Below are 17933 nucleotides of genomic sequence, written 5' to 3' on the forward strand. Positions count from 1 at the left end.
GATGTGCGGGGTCATCCGCACGCGGAGCGGAATCATCCGCGCGCAGAACCGTATCGTCGGCACGCGGAGCGGTGCCATCGTGGGGCTGGGGTGAATCCTGCTGCCGCTCTGGCATTTCGGACTGGTTCCGAGCACTGTCCTCGGAGACCGGCCGCGTTGCGGTGTCGGAATCCGCGCGGTCCCCGGGACCTTCCGCACGGTCGTGTGTGTCGCCCGCATCCGGATGTGAAGCCGTATCCGACTTGGGCGGGGCGGTATTCGCGTCCTTCGATGGCTCGGCCGACTCCCGGCGGTTGTCCGCGGTTTCGGATCTGTCCTGTGGACCGCCGTTGGATTCGGGGCGCGGGGTGGCGGCCGGGCGGTCGGCGGTGGGGCGGGCGTCCGTGGCGCGCGGCTCCGGATTCGGCTGGGAACGAGTGGTTTCGGCGCGAGGTCCATCGGCCGGGCGGGGGGTGGCGTCGATGGCGCGGGGGGAGGCGGCGCGCTGGTCGCCGGGCGCGGAGCGATCGTGGGTCACGGCCGCGTTCGGGTTCGAGGCGGCGTTCACGGCGGAGTTGGCACGGCCGCCGGAGCTATTCGCCGCGTCCGCATTCGGTGCCGCTCCCGCGGCGGGGGCATTGGCGGCCGACGCCGCATTCATTCCGGGGCCCGACTTCGGACCGTCGGCCGCACCAGCCTTCGGGCTGTCGGCCGCACCCGGTGCGGAGTTCGCGCCGCCACCGGCATTCGCGGCGGCGGTAGTGGTCGCGCCGCTTGCCGAACTCGGGCTGGAGCCGGAACCCGAACCGCCGCCGGTGGTTTGGCCGGAGGCTGAGCTGGAGGAGCTCGGTGAGCTGCCGCCGGAGCCTGTTCCGCTGGACGCGGCGCTGCCGGGCGCACCCCCCGGGGAGGTGTTGCGGGGTGCGACGTCGCCCGGTGCTGCCGCGGGGCTGGTCGCGACGGGGCCCTGGGTGGGAGCGGTGTCCGCGGTGTGCGGTACTCCGGCACGCGATCCGGAATCGGCGGATTGCGTTGCACTGCTGGGTGATTCGGCGAGTGCATGGCCGCTCTGGGAGGTGTTCGGGGAGGTGTTGCCGTGCGAACCGCCGTCCTGCGGGGCGTCGGTGGGTTTGTTCTCGTTCGCGACGGGGCGGTTGTCGACTCCGCCGGGGTGATCGACGGGCGGCTGGGGGCGGTCGTCGCCGGGGGCGGTGCTGTCCTCGGCGCGATTGCCGTGATTGGCGTCCTCTCCCGAGCCGGGACTACCGGCGGGGTGGACGGTGCTGCCGTCATGGTTCGCGCCATGGTTGCCGCCCGGGTCGGAGCCGTTTCCGGCATTCGGTCCGGAACCATGTGTGGCGTCCGACCCGGAGCCGTGCGCGGCATTCGGTCCGGAGCCGTGCGCGGCATTCGGTCCGGAGCCGTTCACCGCGCCGGGGCCGGACCCGTTCCCGTTGTGCCCGTGGCTATTCGGTTGAAGTCCGTGCGAACCGTCGCCGTTCAGACCGGGAAGAGCACCGTTGTGCGGACCGGGGGCGTGGCCCGGATCGATTTCCGGCGGCCGGAAGCCGATGCCGGGCACATTCCGGCCACTGCCGCCGAGCTTCGAATCCCAGAAGTGATGGGCCCGGGCGTGCATATCACCCGAGATCGCGCCGTTGGAGACGCCCGCGGTGAGCATGCGCGGATCGAACTGGGTATTGGCCAGGTTCTCCACGGCCTTGTCCCAGCCGTGCTGCATGACATCGGCGACGAACTGCGTTCCGGTGGCGGCCACGAAACCCGCACCCGCGCCGACCATTCCGGCTCCCATGCCGGTAATCCGCGCGGCCACAAGGTGATTCACCCCGGCATGGCTGAGCCTGTTGCCCGCCCATTCACCGAGCGGCCCGGCGGCCATGCCACCGGCGGCCGAGCTGACCATGGTGACACCGGCCTGGGTCCAGTTGATGTCCTTGCGATGCCCCTCGAGCACCTGCCATTCCTGAATACCGAGTTCCTGCAAGGTGCCCAGCGCGGTATCGATGGCGGCATGCTTGAGGAAGAACTTCACCAGCGACGCGCCGGCCATGCGCGCCACCCGCGCCAGAATCGCGTCCAGCGCCTCGCGCCCGATGATCCGGACCGCGATACGCGTCATCGCCGTCGCCACCGCCTCCGCCGCCGGTGCGGTCGGCGGGAAGAGCCAGGCGGCGGCGATCTCACCGGCCAGCAGCACCAGCGATGAGTAGAACATCAGCTTGGTGTATTCGATCTCGGTGCCGACGCCCTCGGCCGATTCCCCGATCTGGTCGAAGTACTTCGCCAGATCCGGCAGCGAGGTCGCTTCCTTGTCCCCGCCCTTACCGCTCAGCGAATCGAAGGCCCGGGTCATCTCCTCGATGCCCTTACCGTCCGTATACGCCGCCAGCGTCGCGTATTTGGCGTCATCGATCGAGGAGACCAGCTGGCGCAACTCATCACCGGCCGTGCGCCAGTCCTGTGCCAGCGCCCTCATCTGGTCTTCGTCCCCGTGCGGCCATTCCATGCCGACGAGCCAGCCCAGCCATTCCAGCGATCCGGGCAGTTCGATCATGTGCGGTGATTCACCCCGGCGGTCCGCCCGCTACCAGCCGGAGTCGGTGGCCGCACCGCGACGCGGGGACGCGGTCGGATCCGGCTCGGAAATCGGCTGTGCGGCAGTGCGTTCCGGCGACTTGAGCGGGGCGGTCGACACCACCGGCGGCTCCGGAATCCGCAACTCGCGGCTCAGATCGGGCATGCCCGGCACCAGATCGGCCAACTTGGGCAGGCGATTCCGGTTCTGCGACACCGGTGCCAGCACCTCGCGCCCGCGCTGGGCGACCTCGGCCGCCGCCTGCTGCGCGGCCTCGGTGACCGCCTTGGCGATCTCCGAATAGTCCAGATCCTCGATATCGGAGCTGAACTTGGTCTCGATCACGGTGCCCTCGGCATTCACCGTCACCGTCACCCGCTTCTGCCGCACCGAGGCCGTCGCGGTCAAAGCCGCACGCTCGCGCTGCAATTGGGTGATGGTGCGCATCTGGTCGGCGAAGCCCTCCAGAATGTCGGACAGATCCGTACGCGCGCGCTCAGTGTTGTTCATCGGGCTCTGGTTCACTTGAAGCCGTCGCCGTTGCCGTGATCCATGGCGGCCAGGTAGTCCGCCGACTCGGTCTGCCCCTTGGAAAAGTTGCCGAATGTTCCGGCCATATTGTCCGCACCGTCGAGAATATTGTTGCGGCTCTTGAGATATCCGTTGTCCCCATTGGCGAAGCCCGCGCCGAGCGTGTCGTCACCCCACGGTTCACCGCGCCCGTTCGCAGTGGTGACCAGCGTGTCCACGATCTGCTCGATACCGTCGCGCACTTTGCCGGTCTTCGTGGCCGCCGTGCGCAGCAGATCGGTGTAGTTCTTCAATCGATCGTTCACAACAAGCCACCTCCGGACTCCGGCACCTGCGGGTACGGCGACCCTGCCAGGCCCGGGCAACCGGTCAGTAGCTGGAATGTGAACGGACGGTGCCGATTCGGGCGGAGTCGCGAGGCGCTCCGCCCGACCGGTCACACTCGTTCTTCGCCGCGGGCTTCCATATGCCGCAGCACCCGATCCACGCGCCGGTCGATGCACCGAGCCAGCTGGCGCGCGTCCGCGCCCACCGCCCGCACCTCGGGTTCGTCCAATTCGATGAGATAGCGGCCGTCTCCGGGCACATCACGCCACAGCATGGTCGTCTCCATGACACCGCGCGGGCCATAGATGGAACGCCCCTGCAACACCCGAATGAATCCGGTCCATTCGGCCGCCTTGGCCCAGAAGGCCTGGCTTCGGATCTCAGCCGTATCGTCGAAGGAGTCGAAGGCGAGCGACTGCCTGACCTCGTAGGGGTCGCGCTCGGGGGGCTCGAACACGATCGGCAGCGGCGGTCCGCTCGCCGCCGCGGCCACGGGCAACTGCTCGACCATCAGCGCGGGCAGCGCCTCGGGCTCGCACTCGGTCACGGTGAATCCGCCACTGTGGTAGACGGTTTCGCCCGGCTGCTGGGTGATCATGACCGCTCGCCAGCCGCGCCGCGCACCGTGCACTCGAATCCGCTTGCGCGGATTCTCGGTATCGCTGTCACACCAGGTACCCGAGATGATGAACACCTCGGGATTCTGAATCACCTCGAACAGCGAGCCGAGGCCCGCATCGAGCCGATCCCGCAGGCCCGCCTCCAACTCGGAGAGCTCGCGCTCGTATTCATCGAGGGTCGGCGTCCGGCTGGTATACGCCAGGGGCACCGGCATCCAGCCGTCCAGGAAACGGTTGCACAGCACCTTGAATTCGTCGTCGGTGAAGTCCCACTTCACGTTTCGACCACCGGATTCACTTCGTGCGGCTCACCGACCTGGGCGAGCACACCGAGGAAGTCCACCGGCGGCGGTTCCTGATCCGCGCCCGCGGTGACCCCGGCGATCATCGGGTTGTCCGAAAGATCCGCTGTCACACCGAATACCGGCTGTACGGGGTTCATATCCAAGCCCGCACGGGAGAACAGATTGGTCAGCCCGCCCGCGGGAGTCGTCGTCACCGCGGCCGCGGCGGGCGTCACCACGGCGGCGCCGGAGGGTGCGACTTCGCCGGGCAGTCCGGCCGCGGGCACCGCGGGATCGGCGGTCGTGCCGGTGGTCAGACCGAGCAGCTGGGACAGTTCGGCCAACTTGTCCGGCTGATTCTGAATCTGCGACATGGCCGCGGTGACCTTGTCCTCGGACACACCCAGCAAGTGGGCCAGCTTCGCGTTGTCTCCGGTGTTCAGCGCCGAATCGATGGCGGTGAGCAAGGACGGCAACGACTGTGCCGCAGTGGTTCCCGCCTGCATCAGACTGCTCAGCAGACTCGACAGCTGCGACAGCCCCTGACCGCTGCTCGACGAATTGGACGCGGGGCCGGTGGTACCGCCGGTCGAGGGCACGCCGCCCCGGCCGGAGCCATTGTTCGAGCCCGCCCCGTTCTGAGCATTCCTCGCGTCCTCGGCTGCCTTCTTCGCCGCGGCGTCTCGCGCGTCCTGAGCGGCCTTGTTATCCGCGGCGTCCTTGGCGGTCTGGGCGGCCTTGCGATCGGCCGCGTCCTTGGCGTCCTGGGCCGCCTTGCGATCGGCCGCGTCTTTCGCGTCCTGAGCGGCTTTCTTGTCGGCGGCGTCCTTGGCGTCCTGCGCGGCCTTCTGGTTGCCTCCGCCGCCGGTGTCGGTCTTCCCGCCGCCGGTATCGGTCTTCCCGCCGCCGGTATCGGTCTTCCCGCCGCCGGTATCGGTCTTCCCGCCGCCGGTATCGGTCTTCCCGCCGCCGGTATCGGTCTTCCCGCCGCCCGTATCGGTTTTCCCGTCGCCCTTATCGTCGTCCTTGGGCTTGGGCTTGTCCGGTGTGTCGGGCTTTTCCGGCGGTTTCACCGGCTCCGGCTTGTCCACGGTCGGCTGCGGCATGACCGGCATGACCGACTGGGTGTCCTTACCGTTGCCGACATAGTCGCGATCGAAGTACCTGCGGTAATTTCCCAGGTCGTCGGTGCACGCCTTGTCCTCTTTGTGCGCAGGCATGCACCCCTTGGTCCAGGTGACCCAGCGACCGGTGAAGTCGAGCAGCTCGCTCATCAGCTTCATCGTGTCGAGCATCGGCTGTGCGTCCCGCGCATAGCGGCGGACGGCTTCACGGGCGCCGCTGGCGCCGGCGCCATGCCAGCTGTTGCTGAGCCCTTCGATCTTGGTCCCGAAATCCCCGATGCTGGCATTCACCTTGTCGGCCAGCGTCTTCCAGTCCTGCCCGGCCAGGTAGTAGGGATCGCCGTTCAGCTCGTTGTGCAGGCGGATGAGATCCTCCCACTGCTGGTTCTGCCCGCTCTCCCACCGGATGAAGACATTTTCCAGGAAGCTTCCGGCGTCCTTCGCGTCCTTGTGCGCATCGCGGTATTTCTTCAGATCGCCCGGGAAATCGTGATCGGGAAGCTGCTCGAGCAGACCGATGCGATACGGCTCGGTCTTGAACCCCGCGCTGATCTCTCCGTCGGGGATCTTGTAGTCGCCCAGCTTGTTGATACTGGAGGTCGCCTTGTCGAGCTGCTCGGCGGACAGCCCGTCGGTGTTCTTGTAAGCCTGCCCCGCGGCCCGGAACGTCTCCACCATGGCCGTGAGAATGTTGATATGGGTGTCGAAGGCGGTCTGCAATTCGGTTCCGCGGCGACTCAGCCCCTCCGCCAGGGCCTTTCCCGATGGCAGGAAGCCGATCGCGGGCAGGTGATTCAGCCCCAACTGGTCCACGGCCGACTTGTAACCACGCATCGCACGCAGGAGGTCACCGGCGGCATTCATACCCGCAGTCGCCGCCGAGGGATCGAACTGCAGGGTTTTCCCATCGACCTGCGCGTTCAAACCCGAGCCCCACACTGGTGTTTGTTTGTTGTCAGGTGCCATCGGTATCTACTGTGCTCCGCCCATTTCAGCTGTGCCTGCCAGCACAACCTATGTCCGTTAACTCTCGGTGGCGCACAAGGAAATTCGCCTGCCGAGAAACCCTCCGGTCCCCCGATTAAACCCTTCCCAAGGTCAAATCGGTACCGGAGGATACGACTTTCGAGGGCCGTGCCACCAGAAATCGGGGCGGGGGATGCGGGCTCCGGGCGGTCGATCTGGGATGATCTGACACCGTGCGAGTACTGGTGCAGCGGGTGTCCTCGGCGCGAGTCACCGTCGACGGCGAGGTGGTGGGGAGCATCGATCCGGCGGCGCAGGGCGCGCCGCACGGGCTGGTGGCGCTGGTCGGGGTGACCCACACCGATACCTACGCGACCGCGAAAGCGCTGGCGGACAAGCTGTTCCGGCTGCGGATTCTGGAGGGCGAGCGGTCGGCCGCCGATTTGGGCGCGCCCATACTGGTGATCAGTCAGTTCACGCTCTACGCCGATACCGCCAAGGGGCGGCGGCCGTCGTGGAACGCGGCCGCGCCGGGGGCCGTCGCCGAACCGCTCGTGGATGCCTTCGCGAATACCCTGCGAGAGCTGGGAGCCACGGTGGCCACCGGCCGGTTCGGGGCGCATATGCGGGTCGAGCTGGCCAACGACGGGCCGGTCACCCTGCTATTGGAGGGGTGAGGATCGGGTCCAGGACGCGCTCGACCAGAGCGGTATCGCAGTGTTCGATGATCTCGGTGATGCGGCCGTCGGCCAGTCGGAAGATCAGGCAGTAGGTCTGGTGATAGTCGTCGCCGCGCCGGGTGAGGCCGTAGCCGCGCGCCTGCACCACGACCCGATCCTGTTCCGCCAGTAGGAAATCGGCCTCCATGCGATAGCCGTCCGCGAACTGGGTCATGAGTGGGCGCAGCAGGCCGTGCAGGACTTCGGTTTTCGGCTCCCAGACGCCGGACCACGACCAATTTCCGGGAAAGACCCAGCGGCAGTCGTCCGCCAGCGCCGCACCGAGCGCGGCGACATCACCCCGCGCCATCCGCTCGAAGATGCCGCGCAGCAGTTCCTTGTTCTCGAGTGTGTTCACCCCAGCGAACCTATGCCGCGAAAAGCCCTGTGACCAGCGATGATTCGTCATACCCGCCATCACGAATCCGCATGGATCGGCACCGAGAAAAGAACGCCCGCCCCGGCATTGCCGGGGCGGGCGTGAAAACCCTTGTGGGACCGAACTACTCCGGACGCAAGGTCAGGATGCGCGGGCCGTCCTCGGTGACCGCGACGGTGTGCTCCCAGTGCGCGGCACGGGTGCCGTCCGTGGTGACGACGGTCCAGTCGTCCTCGAGCGTCTTGGTCTCGGTGGTGCCGAGGGTGAGCATGGGTTCGATGGCCAGCACCGAACCGACCACCAGGCGCGGCCCCTTACCGGGTGCGCCCTCGTTCGGCAGGAACGGGTCCATATGCATCTCGCGGCCGATGGCGTGACCGCCGTAGCCGTCCACAATGCCGTACTTGCGACCGTGCAGATCCTGTGCCGCATACGTTCCCCGCTCGATGGCATGGGAGATATCGGTCAGGCGGGCGCCGTCGACCATGGCGGCGATACCGGCCTCCATGGACAGCCGGGTCGCCTCGCTCAGCAGGCGATCGGCCTCGATGATGTTGCCGACGCCGAAGGTCCAGGCCGAATCACCGTGCCAGCCTTCGAGAATCGCACCGCAGTCGATCGACACCAGATCGCCCTCGACCAGCACATCGTCCTTGGACGGGATGCCGTGCACGACACGATCGTTCACCGAGGAGCAGATCGACCCCGGGAACCCGTGATAGCCCTTGAACGAAGGGATCGCTCCGGACTCGCGGATGAGCTGTTCGGCGACCTCGTCCAACTCCAGGGTCGAGACCCCGGGCTTGGCAGCATTGCGCACCGCCACCAGGGCGCGGCCGACGATAGCGCCGGCTGCCGCCATGGCGTCCAGTTCACCGGCGGTGCGAAATGGCACCACCTTTTTGTTCTTGCGGCCGAAGACCATTCAGCGACCCAGTGCCGCGAGCGCTCGCGCGTTCACGTCTTCGATCTCGCCGATACCCTCGACCGAGACAACCAGGCCGTCATAGTGATCCAGCAACGGTTCGGTCTCCTCACGGTAGACGCGCATACGGTTACGGATGGTCTCCTCGGTGTCATCGCCGCGGCCACGGGCCAGCATGCGCTCCACCACGACATCTTCGGCGACCACGAAGCAGAGTACGGCGTCGAGCTCATGGCCCGACTCCTTGAGCATCTTCTCCAGCGCGTCGGCCTGATCCACCGTGCGCGGGTAGCCGTCCAACACGAAACCATTGGTGGCGTCCGGCTCGGCGATGCGCGCTTCGACCATGCGGTTGGTCACCGTGCTGGGCACGAGATCGCCCGCGTCCATGAACTTCTTGGCTTCCAGGCCCAGCGCGGTCTGCTGGCTGATGTTCGCGCGGAACAGGTCACCCGTGGAGATGTGCGGTACACCCAGCTTCTCCGACAGCAGCACGGCCTGAGTGCCTTTGCCTGCACCCGGCGGCCCGAGCAGAACAACTCTCACTTGAGGAACCCTTCGTAATTTCGATTCATCAACTGGCTCTCGATCTGTTTCACCGTATCGAGGCCGACGCTCACAATGATCAGCACCGCGGTACCGCCGAACGGCAGGTTCTGCACACCGCTGTTGGTGCCCAGACCCAGCAACAGGTTCGGAAGCACCGCGACCGCGCCCAGGTAGATCGAGCCGGGCAGCGTGATCCGGCTGAGAACGTAGTTCAGATAGTCGGCCGTCGGCTTACCCGGGCGATACCCCGGAATGAAGCCGCCGAACTTCTTCATCTCGTCCGCGCGCTCCTCCGGATTGAAGGTGATCGCGACATAGAAGTAGGTGAAGAAAACGATCAGCGCGAAGTAGATCCCGACGTAGACCGGGTTGCTCGGATTGACCAGATACTTCTGGATGAGCTCCTGCCATTTGGCGGGCTCGCCCGTGGTCTTCTGGGTCAACTGCGCCAACAGGTTCGGCAGATACAGCAGCGAGGAGGCGAAGATGACGGGGATGACGCCCGCCTGATTCACCTTCAAGGGTAGGTAGGTCGAGGAGCCGCCGTACATCTTGCGGCCGACCACGCGCTTGGCGTACTGCACCGGAATCCGGCGCTGGCCCTGTTCCACGAAGATGACGCCGACGATGACGACCAGCGCGGCGGCGGCGACCATCGCGGTCACTCCCCAGCCACGGCCGTCGTAGATCGTCTTGCCCTCGGAGGGGATGCGCGCGGCGATACCGGCGAAGATCAACAGCGACATGCCGTTACCGACACCGCGCTCGGTGATCTGCTCGCCGAACCACATGACCAGGGACGCGCCCGCGGTCATGACAAGCACGATGATGATCATGCCGAAGACCGACGTGTCATCGAGGATGTCTTTGGGGCACCCGCGCAGCAGCTGTCCGCGCGAGGCGAGCGCGACCAGACCGGTCGACTGCAAAATCGCCAGTGCGACAGCGAGATAGCGGGTGTATTGGGTCATTTTGTTCTGACCCGACTGACCTTCTTTTCGGAGTTCCTCGAAACGCGGAATCACCACGGTCAGCAGCTGGATGATGATGCTCGCCGTGATGTACGGCATGATGCCGATCGCGAACACCGAGAGTTGAAGCAGCGCGCCGCCGGAGAAGAGATTGATGAGCTGATAGATGCCGGCGGAATCCCCGCCGTTGACCAGCGCCACACAGTCTTGGACGTTCTTGTAACTGACACCCGGCGAAGGCAGCGAGGCGCCCAGTCGGTAGAGGGCTATCAGTCCCAGCGTGAAGAGAATCTTCCGCCGTAAGTCCGGGGTCCGGAAAGCCGACACGAAGGCGGAAAGCACAGATCCTCCTGGCGAACGACATAGGTCAGGCCATGGCTACAACGACGGAAACGCCGAATCCCCATGACGGTGTTGGCAGACAACACTTGAACTCTAACAGTGACACCGGACGAGCTCGCGACTCGTCCGGTGTCACTGTGTTGTTCAGGTTACCGTGCTCGTGACGACCCCTTGCGGGTCGCTCGAAACGGTCAGCCCAGAACGGTGGTGGTGCCGCCAGCCGCGGTGATCTTCTCCGTGGCGGAGGAAGAGAACTTATCGGCCGAGACCTGAACGGCCACACCGATTTCGCCCTCGCCGAGCACCTTCACGAGCTCGTTCTTGCGAACGAGGCCACGGGCAACCAGCTCGGCCTTGCCGATGGTGCCGCCCTCGGGGAACACACGGGCGATATCCGACACGTTCACGACCTGGTACTCGGTGCGGAACGGGTTGGTGAAGCCCTTGAGCTTGGGCAGACGCATGTGGATCGGCATCTGCCCGCCCTCGAAGCGGACCGGAACGTTCTTGCGAGCCTTCGTACCCTTGGTACCGCGGCCCGCGGTCTTACCCTTGGAGCCTTCACCGCGACCCACACGGGTCTTCTCGGTCTTGGCACCCGGGGCAGGACGCAGGTGGTGCAACTTGATGGTCATGCTTGAACCTCCTCAACCTGAACGAGGTGGCGCACGACGTTGATCAGACCGCGGTTCTGCGCGTTGTCCTCACGGACGACAGTCTGGCGAATGCCACGCAGGCCGAGGGTCCGCAGCGACTCGCGCTGGTTACGCAGGGCGCCAATGGAGCTCTTGGTCTGGGTCACTTTGAGATCTGCCATGTCAGACTCCCTGTCCCGCACGTGCACGCAGCATGCCCGCAGGAGCCACGTCCTCGATCGGCAGACCGCGGCGAGCGGCAACCTCTTCGGGGCGCTGCAGCATCTTGAGAGCGGCAACGGTGGCGTGCACAACGTTGATGGCGTTATCGCTACCGAGCGACTTCGCCAGAATGTCGTGGATGCCTGCGCACTCCAGCACGGCGCGAGCCGCGCCACCGGCGATCACACCGGTACCGGGCGAAGCCGGACGCAGCATGACCACACCGGCCGCCGCCTCACCCTGAACGGGGTGAGTGATGGTGGAGCCGATCATCGGAACGCGGAAGAAGCTCTTGCGAGCCTCCTCGACACCCTTCTGGATGGCCGCGGGAACTTCCTTGGCCTTGCCGTAGCCGACGCCGACCAGACCGTTGCCGTCACCGACGATCACGAGGGCGGTGAAGCTGAAGCGACGACCACCCTTCACGACCTTGGAGACGCGGTTGATCGCGACTACGCGCTCGAGCTGATTGCTCTTCTCGGCCTGCTGCTGATCGCGCTGACCACCGCGACCACGGCCGCGGCCGCCGTCACGATCGTTGCCACCAGCGTTGGGGCCATTGTTTCCGGCGGGACCGTTGTTTCCGCCGTCACGCCGCTGACGTCCCGGCATCAGACGTTCCTTCCGTTCACACAGGCGGTGCCTGCAATGTGCACAGTGTTGATCATCAGAACTTCAGCCCACCTTCACGGGCGGCATCGGCAAGCGCCGCGATACGGCCGTGGTAGTCGTGACCACCACGGTCGAACACGACCGCCTCGATACCGGCAGCCTTGGCGCGGGCGGCGATGAGCTCGCCGACCTTCGCGCCCTTGGCGGACTTGTCACCCTCGACGGCACGCACATCGGCCTCGATGGTCGACGCGTAGGCAATGGTCTTGCCCACGGAATCGTCGATCAGCTGAGCGTGGATGTGGCGCGCAGAGCGGTTGACCACCAGGCGCGGACGCGCGGTGGTGCCTGCGATCTTCTTGCGCAGACGGAAGTGGCGACGCGTCTTGGACAGACGACGCGCGGTCGAGACATCAGTGCCGACCGGCTTACGCCGAAGCTTCTGCTTTTCGGTTTGTGCCATGGCTTACTTACCCGTCTTTCCGACCTTGCGGCGAACGACCTCGCCGGCGTAGCGGATGCCCTTGCCCTTGTACGGGTCGGGCTTGCGCAGGCCGTGAATAACCGCTGCGATCTGGCCGACCTTCTGCTTGTCGATGCCGGAGACCGAGAACTTGGTCGGGGCCTCCACCGCGAAGGTGATGCCTTCGGGCGCCTCGATCGGCACCGGGTGGCTGTAGCCCAGGGCGAACTCGAGGTTCGAGCCCTTGGCCTGCACGCGGTAACCGACGCCGAAGATTTCCATCTTCTTCTCGTAGCCAGTCGTCACACCGACGATCATGTTGCTGATCAGGGTGCGGGTCAGGCCGTGCAGCGAGCGGTTCTGACGCTCGTCGTTCGGACGAACGACCTCGAGCTCACCGGACTCCGCCTTGGTGACGGTGATCGGCTCGGCGACCACGTGCGACAGGGTGCCCTTGGGACCCTTCACCGCAACGTTCTGGCCGTCGATGGTCACCTCGACACCGGCGGGAACCGGGATCGGCTTCTTACCGATACGCGACATTTGTTCCTACCTCCCTTACCAGACGTAGGCGAGGACTTCCCCGCCTACACTCTGCTGCTTGGCCTGACGGTCCGTGAGCAGACCAGCGGACGTGGAGATGATCGCCACGCCGAGGCCGCCAAGCACCTTGGGCAGGTTGGTGGACTTCGCGTACACACGCAGACCCGGCTTCGACACGCGACGCACGCCCTGCAGGCTGCGCTCACGGCTCGGGCCGTACTTGAGGTCGACGACGAGGTTCTTGCCAACCGGTGCATCTTCGATGCGGTAATCGGCGATGTAACCCTCACGCTTCAGGATCTCGGCGATGTTCACCTTGATCTTGGAGTGGGGGGCCTTCACCTGATCGTGGTACGCCGAATTGGCGTTGCGCAGACGGGTCAAGAAGTCTGCGATTGGATCAGTCATGGTCATGAGTGACCGCTACCCTTCTCGCCGCGGTTCCCATTCAGCACCGTCACACGGGCGGTCGTGGGCCTACGACAATTCGGTTCGGTCCAGCCGGGAGTGCCCGACCGGATGATTCGCTTTGTCGCCTACCGGGCAACGCCACACACCGAGGTGTGGACATAGATGTGCCCAGGCAACCGGTCTAGTGTAGGCAACCCCTGCTCAGCCGCCAAATCGAGGGTGCTGTGCGCCTGCTCACGACTGTCCCCGGATTGCAGGAGCCACCCGATCTGTCCGACACCGCGTTACTCCAGGAGGCCGCTGGCGAGGAAGGCGTCCCACTGACGGGCGGTGAACCACAGCTCAGGACCTTGCCCACGATCCTTGGTGTCACGGACCCCTACCTGACCGTCGCCGAGGAAGACTTCGACACATTCGTTCGACTGCGGGGACCGGCTGGACTTGAACCACTCGCCGATCGGCGGCTTCTTGATCACGCCGAGTACTCCTTCGAGATCTTCAACACCAGATCCCTGGTGCCTTCCTCACTCAACGCTACCGCTTGGATTCCCACTACCGCCTTTCTATAGCGAGCGATCACGTCGTCTCGTTCGAGATAGAGCGCTCCCTCCGCGCCTTCGGTGTAGACAACCGGCGGTTCGACCAATCTCGTTGCCATGAGCGGAAAGTCGAGCAGAGTGAATGACTGCACTACAAAGCCGGGGTGCGCACCCACCTCATTGCGGACTACCCGAATCGAGACATTCGGACGTTCACCGATCTCGTTGAGATGACGTAACTGGTCGACAAGCACACCGGTGCCGCCGGGGCGGTGGTGCAAGACCGATTCCGACAGCAGCGCAACGAGATTCAGGTCGTCGCCGAACAGCCGCTGCTGTCGACGGGCAGCCAACTCGAGCAGCCGCTCGACATCGACCGCGGACATGTCGGGGGTGTGGGCGTGGATGAGAGCGCGACGATACCCGGGCAATTGCAGGACACCGGGTATCAGCACGAGTTGATGAGAGGTCATGTGCGTCGCCGCAGCCTCGAGCCGCAGGTAATGATCGAAATAGGTCTTATAGATATCGCTGTAGCCCTGCCACCAGCCCTTGCTCAGGCCCTGCGCTTTGGCAAGTTTTGCCTGCCGCTTGACCATCTCCCACATCTCGAGGGCCTCGGCTCGCTCCTCCGGAGTCGTTTGGTAGAGGTCAAGCAGCCTCTCTATCTGCGGAGTTGAGACCTTCGACGGTAGGCCGTCCTCCAGACGCAAGATGGTCGGCGGCGACACGTCGATCGCCAAACCCGCTGTCAACAGGCTCTTCTGGGCCCGTTCACGAAGTGCGCGAAGAAATCGCCCGAAACCCCTTCTGGGGATATTTGATCCAGACATTTCGTTACTCTCGCTATCTGGGTTGATTCGCGATGAAACGTTCCGTCGAGTAATTCCATCGTATTTCATGCAGTTTCGCCCGTGTTCGTTTCACGAACATCAATACCGGTGTCTACTTGGCGTATCACCGAGCGAGGACAGCGCGCATCCATCGCCGATCCGAAATCCGTTCTGCACGAACACCATCGACAAGGAGATGGTTGGAATGTCCTTGGATACAGGCACGTTGATCCTGATAACACTCTCCTGCCTCCTGCTGGCGGCAGCCGTCCGGTGGGGGTTCACCGACCCCACCTCCCCCCGAACGCCGCCCGCGCCGAGCGTCCCCCTCCTCGTCGCGGGCGGCCACCACCTCTCCCGGGTCCCCCTGCACAACCGCCACCGCCGCCACGGCCGCCATCGCGCCCGGTGACGCCGTGTACTCCACGGTGTCCCACTACCGCATCGCCGTGATCCGCCCGCTCACCGCCCTGGAAGTCCGGGCCCTGCTGGACCGTCACGCGACCTGCACCCCCGGCCCCGGCCATACCCCCGAAAGTTGCAGCGCCCGAACCCAACTACTCCAAATCCACCCGGACCACCCCTCGACGCGCATGTAATGACGCGGGCAAACGCCGAGTGGACCCCTGCGTCAGTACATGCACATCGAACACAAGCCGCTAGCGCGGACTGCAACCGTCGGCGACCAGGTCTCCGGGCGCGGCCTGGATGCCGATCGTGGCGATACCGGCCACGCAGTACCAGTAGGTCTTCGAATCCTGCTTCAACTGCACATAGAACTTGTCGACCGGTCCCTGGGACGGGAATCCGGGTGACGCGATACAGCCGTACCCCTCCAACTGCCGCTCCCCCGTCGCCTCGACCCGATCACACGCGAACGTCCCGCCCTTCGGATACTCCGCGCCGCCCACCGCGGGAAACGCCACACTTCCAGCGACCGCCGCCGCACCAACCACACCCACGACCCCCACCCGAATCCCCTTGCCCCACATATGCATTCCCTTCACAGTAGCTTCCGAGCTCCCCGGCCCGGCCCTGCGATCGTATCCACCTCCACCGACACGAACACCCAGAGCACATGCGGCACCGGACAATCGATCACCAGGACATGAGGGCGGCGATACGCGGTACGAACCAACACCACTCTCCTGGTGATCGCACGACCAGGTCGTTGGGTGTGGTGCTGGGGCATCACCGGGCCGGGAAGAGCGGTGAATCAGAATCCGGTCGGCTGCGCGTCCCCACACGCGGTGAGGGCCAGCAGGGGCAGGGCCGCGATCGCGAGGCGGCGGATCAACGGACGGAGCCGAGGCGGAGGGCTTTGGGGAGATCGCCGGGGCGGCTGTACGTGTAGGTGGCGTTGGAGCCACGGACGTTCTCGCAGAAGGATTCGTTGATTTGGGAGCTCAGGATCCTGTAGTCGGCGTCCGGGCCGGTGCAGGGGGTGATCACTACTTCGTTCCGGCCCGACTTCTTCAGGCAGTCACCGACCTTGGCATTGTCGACCGTGCGGGTGGGGTCGGAATCCTTTGCGACCACGGTTACCTTGGCCGAACTGGGGCTCGGCATCGCCGACGCAACAACGCCGACGGCACTGGCGTTGCGCACCGAGCGACTGTTGGCGATCGAGCACGGGGTCGACGCGCTGCCGTTCTGCACGGCGGCGGCACGGCGTTTCACCTCGATGTCGAGACTCGTTGTCGCATCGGGACGTAGCCCCAAGCCACGCAGGATGGACCTGATGATTGCCGCCATCGCCTCGGCGAACGATCTTCCACTCTTCACTCGAAATGCGGACGACTTCAAGTCGCTGGATCCACTGCTAACGGTTGTGGCCGTGTGAGGCAGCCTCGATACGGATAGCGAAAAGCCCCTCCCGATCGAAATCGGGAGGGGCTCAACGAGTTTGGTAGTGCTAGCTCACCAGGAGCTCTTGTGCACGCCCGGGAGTTCGCCGCGGTGGGCCATCTCACGCAGGCAGATGCGGCACAGGCCGAACTTGCGGTAGACGGCGTGCGGGCGGCCGCAGCGCTGGCAGCGGGTGTAGCCACGCACCGCGAACTTCGGCTTGGCGTTGGCCTTGTTTACGAGGGCTTTCTTGGCCATACTCAGTTCTCCTTGAACGGGAAGCCGAGGTGCTTGAGCAGAGCGCGACCCTCTTCGTTATTGGTCGCGGTGGTCACCACGGTGATGTCCATACCACGCGGACGGTCGATGCGGTCCACGTCGATCTCATGGAACATCGACTGCTCCGAGAGGCCGAAGGTGTAGTTGCCGTTGCCGTCGAACTGCTTCGGCGACAGGCCGCGGAAGTCGCGGATACGGGGCAGCGCGATGGAGATCAGGCGATCCAGGAACTCCCACATGCGGTCGCCGCGAAGGGTCACCTTCGCGCCGATCGGCATGCCCTCACGCAGCTTGAACTGCGCGATGGACTTGGTGGCCTTGCGGATCTCGGGCTTCTGGCCGGTGATCAGGGTGAGGTCGGCGACCGCACCGTTGATCAGCTTCGCGTCACGGGCGGCGTCGCCGACACCCATGTTCACGACGACCTTCACGACACCCGGGATCTGCATCACGTTGTCGTAGTTGAACTCGCTCTGCAGCGCGTCCTTGATCTCGGCGCGGTAGCGCGCCTTGAGGCGCGGCTGCACCTTGTTCTCAGTCGAAGTCATCTCAGATGTCCTTCCCGTTGCGACGGGAGATGCGAACGCGCTTGCCGTTCTCATCCGTGCGGTAGCCCACGCGGGTCGGCTTGCCGTCGGAATCGACAACCATCACGTTGGAGGCCTGGATCGGCGCTTCCTGGGTGACGATGCCGCCCGAGCTGGCGCCACGCTGGTTCGCGGAATTCGCGACGTGCTTCTTGATCCGGTTCACGCCCTCGACGAGGACCTTGCCTGTCGCCGGGTAGGCCTGAATGACCTTGCCCTTGGCGCCCTTGTCCTTACCGGAAACGACGATGACGGTATCGCCCTTGTGCACCTTCATGGTCAGAGCACCTCCGGAGCCAGCGAAACGATCTTCATGAAGCGCTTCTCGCGCAGCTCGCGGCCGACCGGGCCGAAGATGCGGGTGCCGCGCGGATCGTTGTCCGCCTTGATCAGCACAGCGGCGTTCTCGTCGAAACGGATGTACGAGCCATCCGCGCGACGGCGCTCCTTGGTGGTGCGAACGACGACGGCCTTGACGACCTCGCCCTTCTTGACGTTGCCACCGGGGATCGCATCCTTCACGGTGGCGACGATGATGTCGCCGATACCGGCATAGCGACGCGACGAACCACCGAGCACGCGGATGCAAAGGATTTCCTTGGCACCCGTGTTGTCGGCGACGCGCAGTCGCGACTCCTGCTGAATCACT

Annotated in this window: 25 protein-coding genes; 2 read left to right on the plus strand and 23 right to left on the minus strand. The window is 65.2% G+C overall.

Annotation, left to right across the window (positions count from 1 at the left end; genetic code table 11):
• The 5 genes from NA10_RS32645 to NA10_RS32665 form a co-directional block, all read right to left on the minus strand.
• Positions 1-2554: WXG100-like domain-containing protein (locus NA10_RS32645; RefSeq protein ID WP_218021625.1), on the minus strand; the 2554-nt coding region annotated here is incomplete at its 3' end.
• Between the two features lie 30 nt (positions 2555-2584).
• Positions 2585-3085 carry a YbaB/EbfC family nucleoid-associated protein gene (locus NA10_RS32650; protein ID WP_067574568.1) on the minus strand — a complete coding sequence of 167 codons (501 nt, stop codon included), beginning with the start codon at positions 3083-3085 and terminating at the stop codon, positions 2585-2587.
• Between the two features lie 11 nt (positions 3086-3096).
• A complete protein-coding gene (locus NA10_RS32655; protein WP_067574569.1) occupies positions 3097-3411 on the minus strand; it encodes a hypothetical protein in 315 nt (104 codons plus the stop codon).
• Between the two features lie 131 nt (positions 3412-3542).
• Positions 3543-4331 carry an ESX secretion-associated protein EspG gene (locus NA10_RS32660; RefSeq protein ID WP_067574570.1) on the minus strand — a complete coding sequence of 263 codons (789 nt, stop codon included), beginning with the start codon at positions 4329-4331 and terminating at the stop codon, positions 3543-3545.
• Positions 4328-6427 carry a hypothetical protein gene (locus NA10_RS32665; RefSeq protein ID WP_157556904.1) on the minus strand — a complete coding sequence of 700 codons (2100 nt, stop codon included), beginning with the start codon at positions 6425-6427 and terminating at the stop codon, positions 4328-4330. The genes NA10_RS32660 and NA10_RS32665 overlap by 4 nt, the downstream gene beginning before the upstream one ends.
• Positions 6428-6660: 233 nt before the next feature.
• On the opposite strand from NA10_RS32665, the gene dtd reads away from it, so the two are divergent.
• The gene (gene dtd / locus NA10_RS32670; RefSeq protein WP_067574572.1) at positions 6661-7104 is read left to right on the plus strand and encodes a D-aminoacyl-tRNA deacylase; all 444 of its coding nucleotides are present in this window, start codon (positions 6661-6663) and stop codon (positions 7102-7104) included.
• Here dtd and NA10_RS32675 read toward each other — a convergent pair.
• The 14 genes from NA10_RS32675 to NA10_RS37315 all read right to left on the minus strand — a co-directional run bounded on the left by NA10_RS32675 (position 7082) and on the right by NA10_RS37315 (position 16109).
• The gene (locus NA10_RS32675) at positions 7082-7504 is read right to left on the minus strand and encodes a nuclear transport factor 2 family protein (protein WP_067574573.1); all 423 of its coding nucleotides are present in this window, start codon (positions 7502-7504) and stop codon (positions 7082-7084) included. The two genes, dtd and NA10_RS32675, sit on opposite strands and share 23 nt — an antisense overlap.
• Positions 7505-7649: 145 nt before the next feature.
• Entirely contained in the window at positions 7650-8450 is an 801-nt protein-coding gene (gene map / locus NA10_RS32680; RefSeq protein WP_067574574.1) for a type I methionyl aminopeptidase, read from the minus strand.
• Complete coding sequence (locus NA10_RS32685) at positions 8451-8996, minus strand: adenylate kinase (protein WP_067574575.1); 546 nt, start codon at positions 8994-8996, stop codon at positions 8451-8453.
• Positions 8993-10312: a preprotein translocase subunit SecY gene (gene secY, locus NA10_RS32690; RefSeq protein WP_067574576.1), complete on the minus strand. Its 1320-nt coding sequence runs from the start codon at positions 10310-10312 to the stop codon at positions 8993-8995. The genes NA10_RS32685 and secY overlap by 4 nt, the downstream gene beginning before the upstream one ends.
• A gap of 191 nt (positions 10313-10503) precedes the next feature.
• Positions 10504-10947, minus strand: a complete 444-nt coding sequence (rplO, locus tag NA10_RS32695) for a 50S ribosomal protein L15 (protein WP_067574577.1) — start codon at positions 10945-10947, stop codon at positions 10504-10506.
• Positions 10944-11129 (minus strand): 50S ribosomal protein L30, encoded by a 186-nt coding sequence (gene rpmD / locus NA10_RS32700; protein ID WP_067574600.1) that lies wholly within the window; start codon positions 11127-11129, stop codon positions 10944-10946. The genes rplO and rpmD overlap by 4 nt, the downstream gene beginning before the upstream one ends.
• 1 nt (position 11130) lies before the next feature.
• Positions 11131-11781 carry a 30S ribosomal protein S5 gene (gene rpsE, locus NA10_RS32705; RefSeq protein ID WP_067574578.1) on the minus strand — a complete coding sequence of 217 codons (651 nt, stop codon included), beginning with the start codon at positions 11779-11781 and terminating at the stop codon, positions 11131-11133.
• A gap of 55 nt (positions 11782-11836) precedes the next feature.
• Positions 11837-12244 carry a 50S ribosomal protein L18 gene (gene rplR, locus NA10_RS32710; RefSeq protein WP_067574579.1) on the minus strand — a complete coding sequence of 136 codons (408 nt, stop codon included), beginning with the start codon at positions 12242-12244 and terminating at the stop codon, positions 11837-11839.
• 3 nt (positions 12245-12247) lie between these two features.
• Entirely contained in the window at positions 12248-12787 is a 540-nt protein-coding gene (gene rplF / locus NA10_RS32715) for a 50S ribosomal protein L6 (RefSeq protein ID WP_067574580.1), read from the minus strand.
• 15 nt (positions 12788-12802) lie between these two features.
• Positions 12803-13201, minus strand: a complete 399-nt coding sequence (gene rpsH, locus NA10_RS32720) for a 30S ribosomal protein S8 (RefSeq protein WP_067574581.1) — start codon at positions 13199-13201, stop codon at positions 12803-12805.
• A gap of 281 nt (positions 13202-13482) precedes the next feature.
• Positions 13483-13674, minus strand: coding sequence for a DUF397 domain-containing protein (locus NA10_RS32725; RefSeq protein WP_067574582.1), 192 nt, complete (start codon positions 13672-13674; stop codon positions 13483-13485).
• The gene (locus tag NA10_RS32730; protein WP_084515621.1) at positions 13671-14639 is read right to left on the minus strand and encodes a helix-turn-helix domain-containing protein; all 969 of its coding nucleotides are present in this window, start codon (positions 14637-14639) and stop codon (positions 13671-13673) included. The genes NA10_RS32725 and NA10_RS32730 overlap by 4 nt, the downstream gene beginning before the upstream one ends.
• 590 nt (positions 14640-15229) lie before the next feature.
• Complete coding sequence (locus NA10_RS32745) at positions 15230-15568, minus strand: hypothetical protein (RefSeq protein WP_157556905.1); 339 nt, start codon at positions 15566-15568, stop codon at positions 15230-15232.
• A 295-nt stretch (positions 15569-15863) separates the two neighbouring features.
• A complete protein-coding gene (locus tag NA10_RS37315; RefSeq protein WP_157556906.1) occupies positions 15864-16109 on the minus strand; it encodes an LppU/SCO3897 family protein in 246 nt (81 codons plus the stop codon).
• 7 nt (positions 16110-16116) lie between these two features.
• Here NA10_RS37315 and NA10_RS37320 point away from each other — a divergent pair, with 7 nt between their 5' ends.
• Entirely contained in the window at positions 16117-16413 is a 297-nt protein-coding gene (locus NA10_RS37320; protein WP_157556907.1) for a PIN domain-containing protein, read from the plus strand.
• A 77-nt stretch (positions 16414-16490) separates the two neighbouring features.
• Here NA10_RS37320 and NA10_RS32755 read toward each other — a convergent pair whose 3' ends face one another.
• From NA10_RS32755 to rplN, 4 genes are read right to left on the minus strand one after another with little or no spacing between them, the layout of a single operon-like run.
• The gene (locus tag NA10_RS32755; protein WP_067519449.1) at positions 16491-16676 is read right to left on the minus strand and encodes a type Z 30S ribosomal protein S14; all 186 of its coding nucleotides are present in this window, start codon (positions 16674-16676) and stop codon (positions 16491-16493) included.
• Between the two features lie 2 nt (positions 16677-16678).
• Positions 16679-17245: a 50S ribosomal protein L5 gene (gene rplE, locus NA10_RS32760; protein WP_067574587.1), complete on the minus strand. Its 567-nt coding sequence runs from the start codon at positions 17243-17245 to the stop codon at positions 16679-16681.
• 1 nt (position 17246) lies between these two features.
• Positions 17247-17561, minus strand: coding sequence for a 50S ribosomal protein L24 (gene rplX / locus NA10_RS32765; RefSeq protein WP_067574588.1), 315 nt, complete (start codon positions 17559-17561; stop codon positions 17247-17249).
• Positions 17562-17563: 2 nt separating this feature from the next.
• Complete coding sequence (rplN, locus tag NA10_RS32770) at positions 17564-17932, minus strand: 50S ribosomal protein L14 (RefSeq protein WP_067574589.1); 369 nt, start codon at positions 17930-17932, stop codon at positions 17564-17566.
• Between the last annotated feature and the right edge of the window lies 1 nt (position 17933).

Source organism: Nocardia acidivorans NBRC 108247 (assembly GCF_001625085.1).
GTDB classification, from domain to species: Bacteria; Actinomycetota; Actinomycetes; order Mycobacteriales; family Mycobacteriaceae; genus Nocardia; species Nocardia acidivorans.

Excerpts from the sequence above, each read along its gene's own strand:
- NA10_RS32650 (WP_067574568.1), bottom strand. The coding sequence starts at position 3,085 with ATGAACAACACTGAGCGCGCGCGTACGGATCTGTCCGACATTCTGGAG.
- NA10_RS32665 (WP_157556904.1), bottom strand. The coding sequence starts at position 6,427 with ATGGCACCTGACAACAAACAAACACCAGTGTGGGGCTCGGGTTTGAAC.
- map (WP_067574574.1), bottom strand. The coding sequence starts at position 8,450 with ATGGTCTTCGGCCGCAAGAACAAAAAGGTGGTGCCATTTCGCACCGCC.
- rplO (WP_067574577.1), bottom strand. The coding sequence starts at position 10,947 with ATGACCATCAAGTTGCACCACCTGCGTCCTGCCCCGGGTGCCAAGACC.
- rpmD (WP_067574600.1), bottom strand. The coding sequence starts at position 11,129 with ATGGCAGATCTCAAAGTGACCCAGACCAAGAGCTCCATTGGCGCCCTG.
- rpsE (WP_067574578.1), bottom strand. The coding sequence starts at position 11,781 with ATGCCGGGACGTCAGCGGCGTGACGGCGGAAACAACGGTCCCGCCGGA.
- rplR (WP_067574579.1), bottom strand. The coding sequence starts at position 12,244 with ATGGCACAAACCGAAAAGCAGAAGCTTCGGCGTAAGCCGGTCGGCACT.
- rplF (WP_067574580.1), bottom strand. The coding sequence starts at position 12,787 with ATGTCGCGTATCGGTAAGAAGCCGATCCCGGTTCCCGCCGGTGTCGAG.
- rpsH (WP_067574581.1), bottom strand. The coding sequence starts at position 13,201 with ATGACCATGACTGATCCAATCGCAGACTTCTTGACCCGTCTGCGCAAC.
- NA10_RS32730 (WP_084515621.1), bottom strand. The coding sequence starts at position 14,639 with ATGAAATACGATGGAATTACTCGACGGAACGTTTCATCGCGAATCAAC.
- NA10_RS32745 (WP_157556905.1), bottom strand. The coding sequence starts at position 15,568 with ATGCATATGTGGGGCAAGGGGATTCGGGTGGGGGTCGTGGGTGTGGTT.
- NA10_RS32755 (WP_067519449.1), bottom strand. The coding sequence starts at position 16,676 with ATGGCCAAGAAAGCCCTCGTAAACAAGGCCAACGCCAAGCCGAAGTTC.
- rplE (WP_067574587.1), bottom strand. The coding sequence starts at position 17,245 with ATGACTTCGACTGAGAACAAGGTGCAGCCGCGCCTCAAGGCGCGCTAC.
- rplX (WP_067574588.1), bottom strand. The coding sequence starts at position 17,561 with ATGAAGGTGCACAAGGGCGATACCGTCATCGTCGTTTCCGGTAAGGAC.